This is a genomic window from Variovorax sp. 10N412, assembly GCF_056394985.1.
Genome location: NZ_JBFTIO010000001.1, coordinates 1,002,347 through 1,020,006 on the forward strand (window position 1 = coordinate 1,002,347; position 17,660 = coordinate 1,020,006).

Annotated in this window: 15 protein-coding genes and 1 riboswitch; of the genes, 7 read left to right on the forward strand and 8 right to left on the reverse strand. The window is 68.7% G+C overall.

All coding sequences use genetic code 11. The annotated features are described in order from the left end of the window. Positions 1–49 precede the first annotated feature (49 nt). From AC1DJH_RS04955 to AC1DJH_RS04965, 3 genes are all read left to right on the forward strand, one after another. Positions 50–631, forward strand: a complete 582-nt coding sequence (locus AC1DJH_RS04955; protein ID WP_478184897.1) for a GNAT family N-acetyltransferase — start codon at positions 50–52, stop codon at positions 629–631. A gap of 49 nt (positions 632–680) precedes the next feature. Next, positions 681–959 (forward strand): DUF2277 domain-containing protein, encoded by a 279-nt coding sequence (locus tag AC1DJH_RS04960; RefSeq protein WP_478184898.1) that lies wholly within the window; start codon positions 681–683, stop codon positions 957–959. A gap of 191 nt (positions 960–1,150) precedes the next feature. Continuing rightward, positions 1,151–1,777: a LysE family translocator gene (locus AC1DJH_RS04965; RefSeq protein ID WP_478184899.1), complete on the forward strand. Its 627-nt coding sequence runs from the start codon at positions 1,151–1,153 to the stop codon at positions 1,775–1,777. A 76-nt stretch (positions 1,778–1,853) separates the two neighbouring features. On the opposite strand, the gene AC1DJH_RS04970 is transcribed toward AC1DJH_RS04965, so the two are convergent. After that, positions 1,854–2,060: a hypothetical protein gene (locus AC1DJH_RS04970; protein ID WP_435435199.1), complete on the reverse strand. Its 207-nt coding sequence runs from the start codon at positions 2,058–2,060 to the stop codon at positions 1,854–1,856. Between the two features lie 264 nt (positions 2,061–2,324). On the opposite strand from AC1DJH_RS04970, the gene pbpC reads away from it, so the two are divergent. Together pbpC and AC1DJH_RS04980 are read left to right on the forward strand one after the other, a co-directional pair. Further along, positions 2,325–4,595: a penicillin-binding protein 1C gene (pbpC, locus tag AC1DJH_RS04975; RefSeq protein WP_478184900.1), complete on the forward strand. Its 2,271-nt coding sequence runs from the start codon at positions 2,325–2,327 to the stop codon at positions 4,593–4,595. Positions 4,596–4,629: 34 nt separating this feature from the next. Next, on the forward strand, positions 4,630–6,078 hold the full coding sequence (locus AC1DJH_RS04980) for a TPM domain-containing protein (protein WP_478184901.1): 1,449 nt from the start codon (positions 4,630–4,632) through the stop codon (positions 6,076–6,078). Between the two features lie 18 nt (positions 6,079–6,096). Here AC1DJH_RS04980 and AC1DJH_RS04985 read toward each other — a convergent pair whose 3' ends face one another. Further along, positions 6,097–6,990 carry a LysR family transcriptional regulator gene (locus AC1DJH_RS04985; RefSeq protein WP_478184902.1) on the reverse strand — a complete coding sequence of 298 codons (894 nt, stop codon included), beginning with the start codon at positions 6,988–6,990 and terminating at the stop codon, positions 6,097–6,099. A gap of 308 nt (positions 6,991–7,298) precedes the next feature. Here AC1DJH_RS04985 and AC1DJH_RS04990 point away from each other — a divergent pair, with 308 nt between their 5' ends. Both AC1DJH_RS04990 and AC1DJH_RS04995 read left to right on the forward strand, forming a co-directional pair. Then, positions 7,299–7,979 carry a FadR/GntR family transcriptional regulator gene (locus AC1DJH_RS04990; RefSeq protein WP_435482997.1) on the forward strand — a complete coding sequence of 227 codons (681 nt, stop codon included), beginning with the start codon at positions 7,299–7,301 and terminating at the stop codon, positions 7,977–7,979. Continuing rightward, positions 7,976–9,223, forward strand: coding sequence for a CynX/NimT family MFS transporter (locus AC1DJH_RS04995; protein WP_478184903.1), 1,248 nt, complete (start codon positions 7,976–7,978; stop codon positions 9,221–9,223). The genes AC1DJH_RS04990 and AC1DJH_RS04995 overlap by 4 nt, the downstream gene beginning before the upstream one ends. A 39-nt stretch (positions 9,224–9,262) precedes the next feature. Here the strand turns inward: AC1DJH_RS04995 and AC1DJH_RS05000 are convergent, their stop codons facing one another. The 6 genes from AC1DJH_RS05000 to AC1DJH_RS05025 all read right to left on the reverse strand — a co-directional run bounded on the left by AC1DJH_RS05000 (position 9,263) and on the right by AC1DJH_RS05025 (position 17,313). Further along, on the reverse strand, positions 9,263–10,447 hold the full coding sequence (locus AC1DJH_RS05000; RefSeq protein WP_478184904.1) for a M20 aminoacylase family protein: 1,185 nt from the start codon (positions 10,445–10,447) through the stop codon (positions 9,263–9,265). Positions 10,448–10,488: 41 nt separating this feature from the next. Next, the gene (locus AC1DJH_RS05005; RefSeq protein ID WP_478184905.1) at positions 10,489–11,991 is read right to left on the reverse strand and encodes a M81 family metallopeptidase; all 1,503 of its coding nucleotides are present in this window, start codon (positions 11,989–11,991) and stop codon (positions 10,489–10,491) included. A 54-nt stretch (positions 11,992–12,045) separates the two neighbouring features. Then, positions 12,046–13,662 carry a dipeptide ABC transporter ATP-binding protein gene (locus tag AC1DJH_RS05010; RefSeq protein WP_478184906.1) on the reverse strand — a complete coding sequence of 539 codons (1,617 nt, stop codon included), beginning with the start codon at positions 13,660–13,662 and terminating at the stop codon, positions 12,046–12,048. 120 nt (positions 13,663–13,782) lie between these two features. Beyond that, the gene (locus AC1DJH_RS05015) at positions 13,783–14,742 is read right to left on the reverse strand and encodes an ABC transporter permease (protein ID WP_478184907.1); all 960 of its coding nucleotides are present in this window, start codon (positions 14,740–14,742) and stop codon (positions 13,783–13,785) included. A gap of 28 nt (positions 14,743–14,770) precedes the next feature. Next, a complete protein-coding gene (locus AC1DJH_RS05020; protein ID WP_478184908.1) occupies positions 14,771–15,712 on the reverse strand; it encodes an ABC transporter permease in 942 nt (313 codons plus the stop codon). A 23-nt stretch (positions 15,713–15,735) separates the two neighbouring features. Beyond that, positions 15,736–17,313, reverse strand: coding sequence for an ABC transporter substrate-binding protein (locus tag AC1DJH_RS05025; RefSeq protein WP_478184997.1), 1,578 nt, complete (start codon positions 17,311–17,313; stop codon positions 15,736–15,738). A gap of 149 nt (positions 17,314–17,462) precedes the next feature. Then, positions 17,463–17,586, reverse strand: a riboswitch (glycine riboswitch). Positions 17,587–17,660 lie beyond the last annotated feature (74 nt).

Consider the following 17,660-nt stretch of genomic DNA (forward strand, 5'->3'; position numbering starts at 1 on the left):
GGCGGCACCCGGTGACGGCGCCATGCCGTCATCGGCTATCTTCGGTTTCATGTCCCTCGCGCAACCCTCACTCACCGGCCCTCGCCTGCTGCTGCGCCCGCTGCTCGCGTCCGACGCGGCCGCACTCTTGAATGCTGCCGCCGACGGCGAGCTCTGGAACCTGCCGTTCACCGTCGTGCCCTCGGCCGCCACGGTCGATGCCTACATCGGCAATGCCCTCGCGGGCCGAGACGCGGGCACGGTGATGCCGTTTGCCACGGTGCTGCGCGAAACGGGCGAGGTCATCGGCTCCACGCGGTTCTGGAAGATCGACCGCCTCAACCGCAAGCTGGAAATCGGCAGCACCTGGATCGCCGCGTCGTGGCAGAAGACCTTCGTGAACACGGAGGCCAAGTTCCTGATGCTGCGCCATGCGTTCGAAGAACTGCGGTGCGTGCGGGTGCAGTTCACCACCGACGAGATCAACGCAAAGTCGCGCGCGGCGATCCTGCGGCTGGGCGCGAAGCAGGAAGGCATCGTGCGGCACGAGCGGATCATGCCGGACGGCCGCAAGCGCAACTCGGTGCGTTTCAGCATCATCGACGACGAGTGGCCGCAGGTGAAGCAACACCTGCAGGAGCGGCTTGGCTAGACTGGACGGTGCAGCGCCGCGCTGCTTCATGTCGAAACGGAGAGCGCCCATGTGCCGCAGCATCAAGACCCTCTACAACTTCGAGCCCCCTGCCACCGAGCAGGAAATTCGTGCGGCTGCCCTGCAGTTCGTGCGCAAGCTCAGCGGCTTCAGCGTGCCGTCCCGCGCCAACGAGGAAGCCTTCGAGCGCGCGGTCGACGAGGTGAGCTCCGTTGCCGCGCGGCTGCTCGAGTCGCTGGTGACCACGGCACAACCCCGGGATCGCGAGACCGAGGCCGAGCGCAGCAAAGCCCGCAATGCGGTGCGATTCGGAGCTGCTGCCGGCTGAAGCGCCGGGCGCCGTTCAGGGCACACCCGCTGCGCGTCCAGCGCACAGGCAAGCACCCGGCGGCGCATGCGAGCGCCTTGGCCACAAGTGCGCCTTCAACATAAGCTGCGTTGACGGCCGGAGCAATAGCTGGCACCGTCCACCGGCCAAGATACGGCATCTCTCACACCGAACACCAGGAGCACACCCCCATGCCCTTCGAACTCTGGCTCGCCTTCGCCGCAGCCTCCGCGCTGATGCTCGTCATTCCAGGGCCCACCATCCTCACGGTGATCAGCTACTCCATGTCGCATGGCCGCCGCGCCAACGTGCCCCTGGTGGCTGCCGTGGCGCTCGGCGATTCCACGGCGTTGGTGGTGTCGCTGCTGGGGCTGGGCGCGCTGCTGGCCACTTCGGCCTTCTGGTTCACGGTGGTCAAGTGGGTGGGCGGGCTGTACCTGATCTATCTCGGCATCAAGCTGCTGCGTGCGGGCGTGTCGCCCGCCGAGATCGCAAAGCCGGCCGCGCCCGTGTCGCGCCTGCGCCTGTTCGCCAACACCTACCTGGTGACGGCGCTCAACCCCAAGGGCATCGTGTTCTTCGTGGCATTCCTGCCGCAGTTCATCAGCCCGGCGGCCAATGTCACGCGCCAGCTGTGGGTGCTGGCCGTCACCTTCGTGGTGCTGGCTGCCACCAACGCCACGCTGTATGCGGTGTTCGCGGGCTCGGCGCGCAAGCTGCTTTCTTCGCCGCGCGCGCAGAAGCGATTCAACCTGGCGGGCGGTTCGCTGCTGAGTGCCGCGGGTGTCTGGGCACTGATGGCGCGCCGACCGGGCTGACACGCACCCGCGCCGCAAAGAAAAAAGGCCGCGAAGCTCTTTGCTTCGCGGCCTTCTTGCCTGTGGTCCGCCGCAATCAGTTGCGGTTCGGATTGTTCGGGTTGCGGTCGTAGCGGTTGGGCACGCCGTCTCCGTCACGGTCCCGGTCGGCTCGGTTGGGCACGCCGTCGCGGTCCCGGTCGCCGTAGCCACCGCGCGGCGGTGGCGGGCGGTCGTAAGGCACGGCCACGCAGCCTGCGAGGAAGGCCGATGCGGCCAGCAAGATTGCCAAAGTCTTTGTCATGTGAGTTCTCCTTGGAGTGTTTGTGGACCGGGCATCGCCTCCTGCGAGCCGGCATTGCATTGAAGGCCACGCCGGTACGCATCGGGTTTCCGGATGAAGGCCCTTGCGTGAAGTTCGTTACCGTGTGTGGAACCTGATGCGAACTTTGGCGTGAAGTTTTCGCCCCCCGAGGCAGCCTTCGGCCCGTCCCCGAGTAGGCGCGGTTCCCGTGGCCCATCGCAGAGAATGTCGACGGCCCCACCTCCGGACACCCACCTTTCCTCGATGCAGCCCGCGCCCTTCCTTCCTACCCGCAAGATCCTCGCCTCGGCACTGCTGGCCGCGGTTTGCATGCACCCGGCCTGGGCCATTGCGGCGTTCGTGAGCTTCGAGGACGTGAAGCGCGAGTTCCGCTCGTCCGACACCGCCGTGCTCGACCGCAACGGCGAACTGCTGCAACGCGTGCGCACCGACGCCACCGTGCGGCGCGGCCAGTGGACCGCATTGGCCGACGTGTCCCCGGCGCTGCGCACGGCCATGGTGCTCAGCGAAGACCGGCGCTTCTACGAACACAGCGGCATCGACTGGCGCGCCGTGTCGGCCGCCGCGTGGGGCAACCTGTGGAACACCCGCACGCGCGGCGCCTCGACCATCACCATGCAGCTGTCGGGCCTGCTCGACGACGACCTGCGCCGCAACTCGGGCGGGCGCAGCTTCACCCAGAAGATCGGCCAGACCGTGGCGGCCGCGCAGCTGGAGCGCAGCTGGCGCAAGGACCAGATCCTGGAGGCCTACCTCAACACTGTGCCGTTCCGCGGCGAGATCGTCGGCATCGACGCGCTCTCGCGCACGCTGTTCGGCAAGGCGCCCAGCGGCCTCGATGCGCGCGAGGCGGCCGTGGCGTCGGCGCTGGTGCGCGCGCCCAATGCCAAGCCCGCCGTGGTGGCGCAGCGCGCCTGCGAGGTGCTGCGCGTGATGGAGCCGCAGCACAAGGTCGACTGCGAGGCGCTGGACATGTTCACCAGCGCGGCGGTGCAGCGGCGCGCCTTCGATGCGAATGAAGGCATTGCGCCGCATGCCGCGCGCCGGGTGCTGCGGGAAATAAGGGATGCGGATGCGGGGGCAGCCCCCACCCCGGCCCCGCCGCAGCGGGCGAAGGAGAAAGACAACGACAAGGACGCCGGTGTCCGGACGAGCCTGCGCGCACCGCTGCAACGCTTTGCGCTCGACACGCTGCAGCGGCACCTGCGCGAGCTGCGCGAGCGGCATGTGGAAGACGGCGCGCTGGTCGTGCTCGACAACGCCACCGGCGAGGTGCTCGCATGGGTCGGCTCCTCGGGCCCGCTGAGCCAGGCGGCCGAGGTCGACGGCGTGACCGCGCTGCGCCAGCCGGGCTCCACGCTCAAGCCGCTGCTCTACGGGCAGGCCATTGCCGAGAAGCGCCTCACGGCAGCCTCGCTGATCGAGGACTCGTCGGCGCAGATCAGCACCGCCAGCGGCCTCTACATTCCGCAGAACTACGACCGCCGCTTCAAGGGCCCGGTGTCGGCGCGCACCGCGCTGGCCGCCTCGCTCAACGTGCCGGCGGTGCGCACGCTGGTGATGGTGTCGCCCGAGTCGTTCGCGCGCGAGCTGCGCGCCGTCGGGCTGCCGCTGCGCGAAAGCGGCGACTACTACGGCTACAGCCTCGCACTGGGCAGCGCCGAGGTGTCGCTGCTGTCGCTCACCAACGCGTACCGCATGCTGGCCAATGGCGGGCGCTACGGCACGACGACCATGACGGTGCGCACGAGCACACCCTCCGACAAGACCAAGGCCGCAGCGGCGCCGCTGCTCGATGCGCGCGCCGCCTTCATCGTCGGCGACATCCTCTCCGACCCGAACGCGCGCACCCGCACCTTCGGCCTCGACAGCATTCTGTCCACCCGCTTCTGGACGGCCGTGAAGACCGGCACCAGCAAGGACATGCGCGACAACTGGGCCGTGGGCTGGTCGCAGCGCTACACGGTGGGCGTGTGGGTGGGCAACGCCAGCGGCGAATCGATGTGGGACGTGAGCGGCACCAGCGGCGCCGCGCCGGTGTGGGCCGAGGTGATGCGCTTCCTGCACGCGCGCGAACCGAGCCGCGCGCCCGCGCCACCGCCCGGCCTGGTCGAGGCGCGCGTCGAGTTCGGCCCCGGCGCCGACGGTGCCCCGCTCGAAGCGGCGCGCGCCGAATGGTTCCTGCAGGGCACCGAGCAGCCGATGTTCGCGCTGGACACCGGCATGGCCGCGGACACCGGCTTTGCGCGCATCACCGCGCCGTCGGACGGCACCATCATCGCGGTCGACCCCGACATTCCGCCGCTGCGCCAGCGCGTGCGCTTCGAGTCCGAAGGGCGCGGCGTGCAGTGGCGCATCGACGGCAAGTTCTTTGCGCGCGGCAACAGCGCGCAGTGGCTGCCCTGGCCGGGCCGGCACGTGATCGAGCTGGTGGACGCCACCGGCAAGGTGGCCGACCAGCGCCGCATCGAGGTGCGCGGCGCGGGCGTGGTCACGAAGAGCGCGCGGCGCTGAAAAGAACCAGCCACAACACGGGAGAGATACGCGAATGAATGCTCGTCGATGGCCGGCAACGGCACTGGTGTGGCTGTCCCTGTGCCTGGCGCTGCTGGCGTGGGCCCTGCCCGCGCAGGCCAGGCAGGTGCCGGTGCCCGCCATGAAGTCGCGCGTGGTCGACCTCACGAACACGCTGAAGGCGGACGAAGCCGATGCGTTGCGCGGCGACATCGCCACCCTCGAATCCGACACCCGGGCGCAGCTGGCGGTGCTGATCGTGCCGAGCACGGGCGAAGACACCATTGAGCAGTACGCCACCCGCGTGTTCGCGCAATGGAAGCTCGGGCGCAAGGGCGAGGACGACGGCGTGCTGCTGCTGGTGGCGCTGAAGGACCGAAAGATGCGCATCGAGGTGGGCGCCGGGCTGGAAGGCACGGTCACCGACATCCAGGCCGCGCGCATCATCGACCGCGAGATGACACCGCGCTTTCGCAACGGCGACTTCGCCGGCGGCGTGCAGGCTGCGGTGCAGGCGCTGTCGCAGCTGATCAACCCGCAGACGCTCGCGCCGGCCGTCGACGCCAGCGGGCAGTTGCCCATCGAGGTCACATCAGACAGCGCACCCGAGCCGGCCTCGCGCGGCGCACACGTCACGGACGAAGGCTGGGCGCTGTTCGGCGTGCTGGCCTGGAGCCTGGTCGTGGGCGTCTGGTACGGGCGCGGCGTGGCCGGCAACGCACGCGGCCGCGCGGCGCTGCAGCAGGCGCCCCGCAAGCGCAAGGGCAAGCTTCAGGGCAAGGCCCGGCGCCCCGAGCTGCTGGCCGAAGCCGTCGCGTCGGTCGCGCCCGAGGCGCCCAGGCGCAAGCCCAGCTGGCGCGTGGCGCTGCTCCTGCTGGGGGCCGGCGCGGTGGGCGGCGCCGCGGCGCTGGCCAGCCCCATGATGGCGGCGTTCCTGGCCATGCCGGCCCTGGTGGCCTGCGGCATCGGCTACGCCTGCGGGCGTTCGCGCGCGGTGAGTTATGTGGTGGGCGGCATCGCGCTCGCGATCGCGGGGCTGGTCGTCCTGGCGTTCGCGCTCGGCGCGGAGCGGTTCTGGTGGGGCTTTCTGTGGGCCATGGGCATCGGCGGCATCGGCCTGTTCGCCACGGTCATCGTGGTGTGCATGCGCAACACCTGGCAGCGCAGCGTGCTCGGCTTCACGGTGCGCCTGCTGGTCGTGGGGGGCATCTGTGTCTTCATGGTGTCGACGACCCACCCTGGCCCGGTGCCCGACGAGACCTGGATTCCCGCGGCGCTCGCGACCTTCATCGCGCTGCTGTTCGCCTTTCTGCCTTACGGCGGGGGCAGCGGGGGCGGCGGCAGCGACGACGGCGACAGCGGCTGGAGCAGCAGTTCTTCGTCGTCGTCCTCTTCTTCGTCTTCTTCGTCTTCTTCTTCCAGCTCGTCCTCGTCGTCCGGCGGCGGCTCCAGCAGCGGCGGCGGCGCCTCGGGAAGCTGGTAGCTGCGGGGCGTCAGCGCGTCAGGACGCCCGGAACACACCCAGCACGTAGTCGACGAAGGTCTTGATCTTGGGCGAGTTGCGCCGCGCGGGCAGGTAGACCAGGTTGATCTCCTGCGGCTTGAGCTGGAGCGCGGGCAGCACCGGCACCAGCAGGCCGGCGCCGACCTGCGGCTGCGCCAGCGACACCGGCAGCAGCGCGATGCCGCGGGCCGACAAGGCCAGCTGCAGGGTCAGCTCCAGGTCGTCCGACTGGCACACGCTGTCCACGCGAACGCGGTGGGTCCGCTCGAGGGTCGCGAGATGCACCTCCCGCTTGCGCCCCTCGGCTTCGGCCGACAGGAAGGCGTGCGGGGCCAGGTCGGCCAGGTTTTCGAGCGGGGCGTGCGGCGCCAGGTAGCCCGGCGCGGCGCACAGCATGAGCGGCTCGTTCTTCAGGTGGCGCGCCACCAGCTCGTCGCAGCCTTCGCGCCCGCGCCGGATGGCCACGTCGGCTTCGTCGCGCACCAGGTCCGCGCGGTCGTTGCCGGTTTCGACCACCACGTCGAGCTGCGGGTGGGCGCGCATGAAATCGGGCAAGTGGCTCGTCAGCAGTTCGCGGCCGTAGTAGTGCGGCACGGCGATGCGCAACCGGCCGGTGACGGTGCCTCCGCCCGCGGAGAGGTTCAGCATCACGTCGTCGAGGATGGTCAGCACGTGCTGGGCGGCCACCAGGAACTGCCGCCCCTCTTCGGTCAGGGCGAAGCGGGCGGCGCCGCGGTGCAGCAACTGGTGCCCCACCGTGGCTTCCAGCCGCTGCAGCTGGCGCGACGCGGAGGCCTTGGGCACGTTCAGAACGTCGGCCGCCGGGGTCAGTCCGCCAAGCTGGACGGCCTTGGTGAAGAGCCGCACGTCCGACAAAGAAAAGTCCTTCATTTCAACTTCTGGGGAAACCGTTTTTTTCTGCTTTTGGGTAGTTCGAAAAGGCTGTGACGCGTCTGCGAGTGACCTTTAGTTTCATTTTCAGCCACTCAAGCAATAATTAGTAACAATTGCTGAACGTTTCCTCGAATCCGGAAAAAGTTCACTTTTTGATGACATATCTTTGAACCCAACTTGCGCAATCCTGCGAACAAGGGTCTGCACCTCTGTTGCGTCAATGCACGGGCCACCATCGCACCCCTGGCCCGGGCTTTCCATTGGCGGCAGAATTCGTCCAATCATTGAATGAATAGGCCCTCTCGATGCTCGCCCAAGCTCCCCGTACCTCCCTGGCAGATACCGCCGCCGACAGCATCAGGGCGGAAATCTCCGCCGGACGCTGGACGGTCGGCTCGCGCATTCCTATCGAGCCGCAGCTCGCGCAATTGCTGGGCGTGAGCCGCGGCACGGTGCGCGAAGCGGTCAAGACGCTGGTCTCGCGCGGGCTGCTCGAAGTGCGCCAGGGCTCGGGCACCTACGTGCGCTCGGGTTTCGACCCCTCCTCCAGTCTGCAGAAGATGCGCCTGGCCAGCCTGCGCGACCAGTTCGAGGTGCGCCGCGCGCTCGAGGTGGAAGCCGCGCGGCTCGCCGCCGTGCGCCACACCGCGCGCGACCTGCGCCGCCTGCATGCCCTGCTCGACAAGCGCGGCGTGCCCGAGCCGGGCGACGAGGGCGCATCGTTCATCGAGCGCGACCTGGCCTTTCACCTGGCCATCGTCGACGTCTCCGGCAACCTGGCGCTGGCCGAGACCTGCCGCTTCATCACGGGCTACATCAAGGAAACCATCGCCAGCACCATGGGCACGGTGCTGCCCGAGCCCGACGAGGCCGCGCACCGCGCCGTCGTCGAAGGCATTGCCAGCCGCGACCCCGACGCGGCGGCCGCGGCGGTGCGCGCGTTCATGGCGCCGATGATCAACGCACTGTCGCTGGGCACGCCATGAACTCGGCCACCATCTCTTCTTCGGCTTCTACCGCCACCGCCGCGCCGGCACATGGCCCCCAGGGCCTGGCGCGCCGCATCCTGCTCGGCGCCAGCGTGGTGCTGATCGCCTTCAACCTGCGCCCCGTGTTCGCCAGCCTGTCGGTGGTGCTGCCGGAGATCATCCAGGCCACCGGCCTCTCGGCCACCGCCGCGAGCCTGCTGACCACGCTGCCGATCCTCTGCCTGGGCGCGTTCGCGCCGCTGGCTCCGGGCCTGGGGCGTCGCTTCGGCACCGAGCGCACGCTGCTCGGGTGCATGGTGCTGATCCTGGTCGGCACGCTGCTGCGCGGCACCGGCAACATCCCGCTGCTGTTCCTGGCCTCGGCCATCGCGGGCAGCGGCATCGCCGTGTCGAACGTGCTGCTGTCGGGCCTGGTGAAGCGCGACTTCGCCAGGCAGGCCGCGCTGATGATGGGCCTGTACACCATGGCCGTGTGCGGCGGCGCCGCCAGCGCGGCCGGGCTCACGGTGCCCATCGAGCATGCGCTGGACGGCGGCTGGACCACCGCGCTGGCCATGTGGGCGCTGCCGGCCGCGCTGGTCACGCTGATCTGGGCGCCGCAGGCGCTGGCGCGCAAGCCGGTGGCCAGCGAATCAGGCTTCACCGTGCGCGGCCTGTGGCGCGACCGGCTGGCCTGGCAGGTCACCTTCTTCATGGGCCTGCAGTCCGCCCTCGCCTACATCGTGATGGGCTGGCTCGCGCCGATCCTGCGCGAGCGCGGGCTGGGCAGCGAGACCGCGGGCTACGTGGTGTCGCTGTCGGTCATGACGCAGGTCGTCACCTGCCTGGTGGTGCCGGCGCTGGCCGTGAAGCTGCGCAACCAGCGCGGCCTGTCGGTGGTGCTGGCGGCGCTCACGGTGACGGCCATGCTCGCGATGCTGTTCGCGCCGCTCGGCGGGGTGTGGGCCTGGGCCGTGCTGCTGGGCATCGCCCAGGGCGGCACCTTTGCGCTGGCGCTCACCATGATCGTGCTGCGCTCGCCCGACTCGCACGTGGCCGCGCACCTGTCGGGCATGGCGCAGGGCGTGGGCTACATGGTGGCGGCCTTCGGCCCGCTGCTGGCCGGGCTGCTGCACGGCTGGACGGGGAGCTTTCGCGCCTCGTCGTGGCTGTTCATCGGCCTGGGCATCGCGCTGGTCGTCGCGGGCCTGGGCGCAGGCCGCACGATGCACGTGGGCACGACGACCGTGCCCCGGCACTGAAGCGGCGCCCGCAGGGCTGCGGCCCGGCCCTTTCCCCCTTTACTGCAGGTAGGTTTCGGCCAGCAGCGCCCAGTAGGCCGCGCCGATCGGCAGGTTGCCGTCGTTGAAGTCGTAGCCCGGGTTGTGCACCATGCAGCCGCCGTGCTCGCCCGGCGCGCCGTTGCCGATGAACAGGTAGCAGCCGGGCTTTTTCTCCAGCATGAACGCGAAGTCCTCGCTGCCCGTGACGGCCGGGCCCTGCGGCTCCACGTGCGCCTCGCCCACCAGCGCGTAGCCGACGCGGCGCGCGAACTCGGTTTCCTCCGGCGTGTTCACCAGCACCGCGTAGCCCTTGCGGTAGTCGATGTGCGCCTTCACGCCGAAGCTCTCGGCCTGCGCGTTGACGATGGCTTTCAGGCGCTTCTCGAGCAGCACGCGCACCTCGCGGTTCAGCGAGCGCACGCTGATCTCCAGCGTGCAGGTCTCCGGAATCACGTTGTTGGCCTTGCCGGCGTGGATGGCGCCCACGGTGACGATCGACAGCTCCTGCGGATCGGCGTTGCGCGAGACGATGGTCTGCAGCGCCATCACGATGCTCGACGCCGCCACGATCGGGTCGGCCGTGCGGTGCGGCATGGCGCCGTGGCCGCCCACGCCGGTGAGCGTGACGGTGGCGTAGTCCGACGAGGCCATGGCCGCGCCCTCGCGGAACACCAGGTCGCCCTGCCTGCGGCCCGGCGAGTTGTGCATGGCGTACACCGCGTCGCACGGGTACTTCTCGAACAGGCCGTCGTCCATCATCTTCACGGCGCCGCCCATGCCCTCTTCGGCCGGCTGGAAGATCAGGTTGAGCGTGCCCGAGAACTCGCCGTGCTGCGCCAGGTACTTGGCCGCGCCAAGCAGCATGGCCGTGTGGCCGTCGTGCCCGCAGGCATGCATGATGCCGGGCCGTCCGCTGCGATAGGCCAGGCCCGTCTTCTCCTCGATGGGCAGCGCGTCCATGTCGGCGCGAATGCCCACGGCGCGCGTGCCGTTGCCGCGCTTCAGGCGGCCCACGAGCCCGGTCGCGCCCAGGCCGCGCTCGACCTCGTAGCCCCAGGCCGTGAGGCGCTCGGCGACCAGGTCGCTGGTGCCGAACTCCTCGAAGCCGAGCTCGGGGTTCTGGTGGATCTGCTGGCGCACCGTCACGAATTCGGCGGCGTGCTTTCTCATGTACTCGAGGTAGTGCTGTGCGTTCTGGGGCATCGTGTGCTCTGGTTCGGTGGAAGGGAAGACGGGGTGGGTGCTCAGGGCTGCAGCGCCATCGTGGCCGGCAGCCGCGTCCATGGCAGGTCGGCCGGGTCGGCGGCCATCGGGCCCGGCGCCTTGGCCACGAGGATGGTGCTGGCGATGGGCGCGAAGTCGGCGCGAAAGTGCACCGAGCTCTTGTTGACCAGCACCTTCATCGCCTCGGGCTCGATGCCCACATAGCGGAAGAACTCGCGGTCGAGCATCTGGCTCTTGCCGCTGGCCACGGCGATGCGCACGCCGTCGATCTCCAGGCAGGCGCTGGGGCCGAGCGACACCGTGCCGCCGCGCGACATCGGCCCCTTGCCCTGCACCTGGCCGTCGCTGAGCGCGGTCACGGTGAACAGGCCTTCGACCGGCACATCGCTGAACTGGCCACCCCAGGTGGGCACCGAGGTGCCCAGCGCGATGCGGATCTGCGCGCCCACGCCGGCCTCGTGCGCCGCGGCCGCGGCGGCCGGGTCGAACATCAGGCCGAGTGCCACCTTGCCCGGGAAGCGCTTGCCCGCGCCTTCGGCCAGCAGCGCATGCAGCATGCCGGTGGTGTTGCTATCGGCGCCCGCGCCGGGGTTGTCCTGCGTGTCGGCGATGACCACTGGCTGGCTCGCGCCCTCGGCCAGTTCGAGCGCGCGCGCCACGGCCACGCGAGGCCCCAGCACGTCGAGCCGCCATTGCGAGCGCGGCTGGTCGATGCGCTCGTACAGCGCGGCCACGGCCGCGCCGGCGTCGTCGCCGTAGCCCCACACCACAGGCCCGCATTCGGCGATGTCCGCGGCCGGGAAGCCGGTGGCAAAGCTCAGCACCGCGTCGTGCTTCACGTCGAGTTCCTTCAGCAGCGCGTACACGGATGCAGCCGGCTCGATCATGGTCGACTGCACGTTCAGCGGCAGCAGGAAGCTGAAGCGCCGCGCATGCAGCGGCTCGCGCGAACCGCGCGCCATGCGGCGCTCCAGCAGCGTCGCGGCCAGGCGGCCGGTGTCGGCCATGTCGATGTGCGGGTAGGTGCGGTAGGTGGCCAGCGCATCGGCCTCGGCCAGCATCTGCGCGGTGATGTTGCCGTGCAGGTCCAGGCTCGCGACGATGGGCACGTCGGGGCCCACCAGCGTGCGGATGCGCGCAATCAGTTCGCCTTCGGGGTCTTCGAGGTGCTCGGTCACGGCCGCGCCGTGCAGGTCGAGGTACACCGCGTCGATGCCGCCGTCGGCCAGCGCCGAGGCCAGGTCTTCGGTAATGGCTGCCGAGATGCGCTCGAAGGCGTCCTCGGTCACGTGCGCCGAAGGCGTGGCGCCGGCCCATGCCGAGGGCACCAGCAGCCAGCCCTTCTCGCGCGCCGCGTCGATGAAGCCGCCCACCGGAATGTTGCGCCCCGCATAGGCCTCGACGATGACCGCGCCGCGCCGGTACGGCGGAAAGCTGGAGCCCGCGTTGAACGCGGCCCAGTCGGCCTTGCTGGGGGCGAAGGTGTTGGTCTCGTGCTGGAAACCGGCGATGAAGACTTTCATGGATTCCTTGTCGTGGGATGAAGCGATGAATGAATGAATGACCGGCGCGCGGCCTCAGCTGCGCGCGAAGGCAAAGTCGCGCCCGGGCGCTGCGGCCAGCAGTTTGCGCGTGTAGTCGTGTTGCGGCGCGAAGAACACGTCTTTCACCATGCCGCGCTCCACGATTTCTCCCTGGCTCATGACGAGCACGCTGTCGCAGATCTGGCTGGCCACGCGCAGGTCGTGGGTGATGAACAGAATGCCGATCTTCAGCCGCTGCTGGATCTCGTCGAGCAGCCGCAGGATCTGCGCCTGCACCGACACGTCGAGCGCGGACACCGCCTCGTCGGCGATCAGCACCTTGGGCTCGCAGGCCAGCGCGCGCGCAATGGAGATGCGCTGGCGCTGGCCGCCCGAGAACTCACTCGGGTAGCGGCGCAGCGCGTCGGGCGACAGGCGCACCAGGTGCATCAGCTCCTCGGCGCGCGCCCACGCCTGGTCGTGCGGCGTGCCGAAGTTGACCGGCCCTTCGACAATGGAAGCGCCCACGGTCTGGCGCGGATTGAGCGAGCGGTAGGGGTCCTGGAAGATCACCTGCACCGTGCGCCGGAACGGCGACAGCGCACGCCCCGTGGCATGCGCCACCGAGCGGCCGTCGGCAAAGATGTCGCCGGAGGTCGGGTCGATCAGCCGCGCGATGCAGCGCGCCACCGTCGACTTGCCCGAGCCCGACTCGCCGACGATGCCCACGGTTTCGCCGGGGCGCACTTCGAGCGTCACGTCGCGCGCGGCGTTCACCGCGCGGCGCTTGCCCGGCCAGCTGCCGGTGACGTAGGTCTTGCAGATCTTCACCGCGTTGAGCAGCGGGTAGGCATCGGCCACGGGCGGGCGCCGGGGCGCCGAGAGTTCGGGCACCGCATCGAGCAGCATCTTCGTGTACGGCTCGCGCGGCGCGGTGAGCACCGCCATCTTGTCGCCCTTCTCGATCATGGCGCCCAGCTGCAGCACCACCACCTCGTCGGCGATTTCGGCGACCACGCCGAAGTCGTGCGTGATGAACAGCACGGCCGTGCCGCTCTCGGTCTGCAGCTCCAGGATGAGCCGCAGGATCTCGGCCTGCGTGGTCACGTCGAGCGCGGTGGTCGGCTCGTCGCAGATCAGCAGCGCGGGCTTCAGGATGAGCGCCATCGCGATCACGATGCGCTGGCGCTGCCCGCCCGAGAGCTGGTGCGGGTACGAGGCATAGATGCGCTCGGGCTCGGGCAGCCGCACGCGCGCCATGATGGCCAGGATCTTCTGGCGCCGCTCGGCCGCGCCCATGTGCACGTGCTGCGCGAGCATTTCGTCGACCTGCGCGCCGCAGGTCATCACCGGGTTGAGCGCGGTCATCGGCTCCTGGAACACCATGGCCATCGCAGGGCCGCGCAGGGCACGAAGCCGCCCTTGCGGCGCCGCGAGCAGGTTCTCGCCCTGCAACTCGATCACCCCGCGCACGGGCACGAGCCCCGGCGGCAGCAGGCCCATCACCGCGTTGGCGATGACCGACTTGCCCGAGCCCGATTCGCCGAGCAGGCAGACGATCTTGCCGGGCGGCACGTCGAAGGAGATGTGCGCGACCGCATGCGCGCGGTCGCCGCCGGGCGGCAACGCGATGGCGAGGTCGCGCACGGAAAGTACCGGCACCTGTGTCATTTGAATTTTCCCGTGCGAGAAACACTGTGGAACCGGCTTTGCCGGGCCACCGGTGTTGCCCCTTGCAAGGGGGTTGGCGAAGCGACACGAAGTGCGCGAAGACTGGGGGTGTTCTTCATACTAGCTTCCCCGCTTGTTGAACTTCGGGTCGAGCGTGTCGCGCAGCCCGTCACCCAGGATGTTCACCGCCAGCACCGTGAGCGCCAGGAAGATGCCCGGGAACAGCACGTTGTGCGGGAACTGGTTGAACTGCGCACGGCCCTCGGCCATGATGTTTCCCCAGGTCGCCATGTCCGCCGGCAGGCCCACGCCCAGGAACGACAGGATGGCCTCCACCAATATTGCGGAGGCGCACACATAGGTCGCCTGGATGATCAGCGGCGCAATCGCGTTCGGCAGGATGTGGCGCGTGAGGATCTTCCAGGTCGGCGTGTCGAGCGCGATGGCCGCCTCCACGTAAGGCTCCTCGCGCACCGTGAGCACCACCGAGCGCACCAGCCGCGCCACGCGCGGAATCTCGGGCACCGCGATGGCCACCACCACCGTGAGCAGCGTGCCGCCGAACAGCGCCACCAGGCTGATCGCGAACAGGATGCCGGGGATGGCCATGACGCCGTCCATCAGCCGCATGAGCACGCTGTCGATGCGCCGGAAGTAGCCGCCCAGCAGCCCGACGACCATGCCGAACACCATGGCCAGCGCGGCCACCGCGATGCCCACGGTGAGCGACACGCGCGCACCGTACAGCGTGCGGCTCCAGATGTCGCGCCCCAGGCTGTCGGTGCCCATCACGAACAGGTGCTCGAAGGTGTCGCCGGCCAGGCTGTTGAACTCGCCGCGCGTGCCCGGCAACAGGTTCGAGCTGGCGGGGTCGATGGCGGTCGGGTCGATGGTGCCCAGCCACGGCGCGGCCAGCGACATCAGCACAAGCAGCACCAGCACGCTGCCGCCCGCGCGCACCGACCAGTTGGCCAGGATGCGCTTGAGCAGCGAGCGGCGCCTGGGTGGCGGCAGCGCCTCCACGGCGGCATCGGGTGCAACGGGAGCAACGGGAGCAAGGGAAAGGGATGAATCGGTCATGGTGTTTCTTCGTTGCGGTTCCGTGGCTTCAGTAACGGATACGTGGGTCGAACACCAGGTAGCTCACATCGATCAGCAGATTGATGAGCACGTAGATGACGGAGAAGAACAGCGTGATGCCCTGGATGAGCGGAAAGTCGCGCGACAGCACCGCGTCGACCGTGAGCTGCCCGAGCCCCGGAATGGCGAACACCGTCTCGGTGACCACCACGCCGCCGATCAGCAGCGCAATGCCGATGCCGATCACCGTGACGATGGGAATTGCCGCGTTGGCCAGCGCGTGCCGCATCAGCAGGCGTTTTTCGGAAATGCCCTTGGCGCGCGCGGTGCGGATGTAGTCCTCGGTCATGGCCTCGGCCACGGCCGCGCGCGTGACGCGCGCAATCAGCGCCACATAGATGACCGACAGCGTGATCGACGGCAGTATCAGATGCTTGATCCACAAGAGCGGCCCATGGCTCAGCCGCGCATACCCCTGCACCGGCAGCCACTGCAGGTGCAGCGCGAAGATCCAGATGAGCACGTAGCCGATCACGAACGCCGGAATGGAAAAGCCCATCACCGAAAAGCCCATGAGCATGCGGTCGAGCCAGCCGCCGTGCCGCCACGCGGCAATCACGCCCAGCGGCACCGCGATGAGGATGGTGACCACCAGCGTCACGGCCGCCAGCGACACGGTGGCCTCGATGCGCTGGCCGATCAGCTCGGTCACCGTCTTCTTCATGAAGTACGACTCGCCCAGGTTGCCCTGCAGCAGTTGCGCGCTCCAGTGAAAGAACTGCACCGGCAGCGACTGGTTGAGCCCCAGCTGCTCGCGCACCTTGGCGATGTTCTCGCTGGTGCCGCTGTCGCCCACGATGGCGGCCGCGGGGTCGCCGGGCGCGAGCCGCAGCATCAGGAACACGATCAGCGCGACGATGACGAGCACCGGCACGGTCGACAGAATGCGGCGTGCAAGAAAGAGCAGCATGGGGCGGGTTCCGTGGCGTTGGCTCAGTTCTTCTTCAGGTTCCAGAACACGCCGACCGGCGAGCGCACGACGCCGCTCACCACGCCCTTGCGGTAGGCCGTGAGCGGCTTGTACTCACCGATGGGCGCGTAGATGCCGGTGTCGTACACGCGCTGCTGGATGGCCGTGGCCAGCTCCTTGCGCCTGGGTTCGTCGGCCGTGGCCAGGAACTCGGACTTGAGCTGCTCCAGCTTGTCGTCGGTGGCCCAGCCGAACCAGCCCTTCTCGCCGTTGCCGGTGAGCGGTGCGAAGAACATCGGGTTCATGTTGTCGGCAATGCCCCAGCCGGTGATGAACAGGTTCCAGCCGCCCTTGTCGACCGGGTCTTTCTTGGCGCGGCGCGTGACCAGCGTGGGCCAGTCCATCGACTGCATGTCGACGTTGAAGCCGGCCTGCTTGAGCAGCTGCGCCATCACCGGCGGAAACTTGTTCAGCACCGCAAAGTCGGCCGGGTACATGAGCACGACGGGCTTGCCGTCGTAGCCGGCTTCCTTGAGCAGCGCCTTCGCCTTTTCGAACTGCGGCTTGCCGGTGAAGTAGCCGGTCTTGTCGGAGGCATAGGCCGAGCCGCACGGGTAGATGGAGGCGCAGCTGTTGTAGAGCTCCTTGTGCACCAGTTGCGCGCGCATCAGCGCTTCCTGGTTGATGGCCATGAACGCGGCCTGCGCGATCTTGGGGTTGTCGAAGGGCGGAATGAAGTGGTTCAGGTGCAGCGCGAACGAGCCCTTGGCCACCGGGCTGTCGAGCGTGATGGCCGGGTTGTTCTTCAGCGCGGTGTACTGCTCGGAGGGCACCCACTCGATCATGTCGACCTCGCCGTTGGCCAGTGCGTTGGCCTGCGTCTGCGCGTCCTTCAGGATGATCCATTCCATGCGGTCGACGTACACGTTCTTGCCGCCCGCAGTGCCCGAGGGCGCCTCGGTGCGCGGCACGTACCTGGTGTTCTTCAGGTAGACGATCTTCTCGCCGGGGCGGTACTCGTCCTTCTTGAAGATGTAGGGGCCGGAGCCGGTGGCGTCGTCGATCTGCTTGTCGGCGGGCGTGGCCGCCACGCGCGCGGGCATGATGAACGGCGGGTTCGACGACGGCTTGCTCAGCGCGTCGAGCACCATGCCGAAGGTGTCCTTGAACACCAGCCTGAAGGTGTTGGCGTCCACGGCCTCGGCCTTGTCGAGCGCGGTGAACATCTTCTGGCCCAGCCCGTCGCGCTGGCCCCAGCGCTTGAGCGACGCAATGACGTCTTCCGAGGTGACGGGCTTGCCGTCATGGAAGGCCAGGCTCTTGCGCAGCGTGAAGGTCCAGGTCTTGCCGTCGGGACTGGTCGTGTACTTGTCGACCATCTGCGGATGCACCTTGCCTTGTTCGTCCACGCCGAAGAGCGTGTCGTACACCATGTAGCCGTGGTTGCGCGTGATGAAGGCGGTGGTCCAGATCGGGTCGAGGATCTTCAGGTCGGACTGCGGCACCAGGCGCAGCACCTTGCCAGCGTCCTGTGCGAAGGCGGTGGCCGCCGCTGCGGCCAGCAGCGCGCCCACGAACATGGCTTTCAGTTGTCGTTTCATCAGCATGGGTCAGTTCTCCGGTTGAAAAAGAGGGACGCGAGCACGTGCAACGCCAGGAAAGACATTCGTCGTGCGGCGTTGCGGGAAACAGGTCATGAAAGAAAGCGGCTCCGGAAGCGAACAAGGGCACCCCCGCGCTCTGTGCGCGGCGTGCCCCTGCTGTCCTTTTGCCTGAGAGATTCACCCTGCGCGCACATCGCACAGGGCTTGCCCCTTCGGCGGCTGCCCTCGGCCCCTGCAAGGGGTCGGTCAGCGCTCTCCAGCGTTAGAAAAAATCCAGTCTTGGGACCTGAGCGTTCTGGGCCATCGCCTTCGGTAATGCACTAACTCGAAGCATCGAGCCGGCA

Coding starts and splice junctions, on each gene's coding strand:
- AC1DJH_RS04985 (WP_478184902.1), bottom strand. CDS start 6,990: ATGAAGGACTTTTCTTTGTCGGACGTGCGGCTCTTCACCAAGGCCGTC.
- AC1DJH_RS05005 (WP_478184905.1), bottom strand. CDS start 11,991: ATGAAAGTCTTCATCGCCGGTTTCCAGCACGAGACCAACACCTTCGCC.
- AC1DJH_RS04970 (WP_435435199.1), bottom strand. CDS start 2,060: ATGACAAAGACTTTGGCAATCTTGCTGGCCGCATCGGCCTTCCTCGCA.
- AC1DJH_RS05020 (WP_478184908.1), bottom strand. CDS start 15,712: ATGCTGCTCTTTCTTGCACGCCGCATTCTGTCGACCGTGCCGGTGCTC.
- AC1DJH_RS04995 (WP_478184903.1), top strand. CDS start 7,976: ATGAACTCGGCCACCATCTCTTCTTCGGCTTCTACCGCCACCGCCGCG.
- AC1DJH_RS05000 (WP_478184904.1), bottom strand. CDS start 10,447: ATGCCCCAGAACGCACAGCACTACCTCGAGTACATGAGAAAGCACGCC.
- AC1DJH_RS04980 (WP_478184901.1), top strand. CDS start 4,630: ATGAATGCTCGTCGATGGCCGGCAACGGCACTGGTGTGGCTGTCCCTG.
- AC1DJH_RS04955 (WP_478184897.1), top strand. CDS start 50: ATGTCCCTCGCGCAACCCTCACTCACCGGCCCTCGCCTGCTGCTGCGC.
- AC1DJH_RS05015 (WP_478184907.1), bottom strand. CDS start 14,742: ATGACCGATTCATCCCTTTCCCTTGCTCCCGTTGCTCCCGTTGCACCC.
- AC1DJH_RS04960 (WP_478184898.1), top strand. CDS start 681: ATGTGCCGCAGCATCAAGACCCTCTACAACTTCGAGCCCCCTGCCACC.
- AC1DJH_RS04965 (WP_478184899.1), top strand. CDS start 1,151: ATGCCCTTCGAACTCTGGCTCGCCTTCGCCGCAGCCTCCGCGCTGATG.
- AC1DJH_RS04990 (WP_435482997.1), top strand. CDS start 7,299: ATGCTCGCCCAAGCTCCCCGTACCTCCCTGGCAGATACCGCCGCCGAC.
- pbpC (WP_478184900.1), top strand. CDS start 2,325: ATGCAGCCCGCGCCCTTCCTTCCTACCCGCAAGATCCTCGCCTCGGCA.
- AC1DJH_RS05025 (WP_478184997.1), bottom strand. CDS start 17,313: ATGAAACGACAACTGAAAGCCATGTTCGTGGGCGCGCTGCTGGCCGCA.
- AC1DJH_RS05010 (WP_478184906.1), bottom strand. CDS start 13,662: ATGACACAGGTGCCGGTACTTTCCGTGCGCGACCTCGCCATCGCGTTG.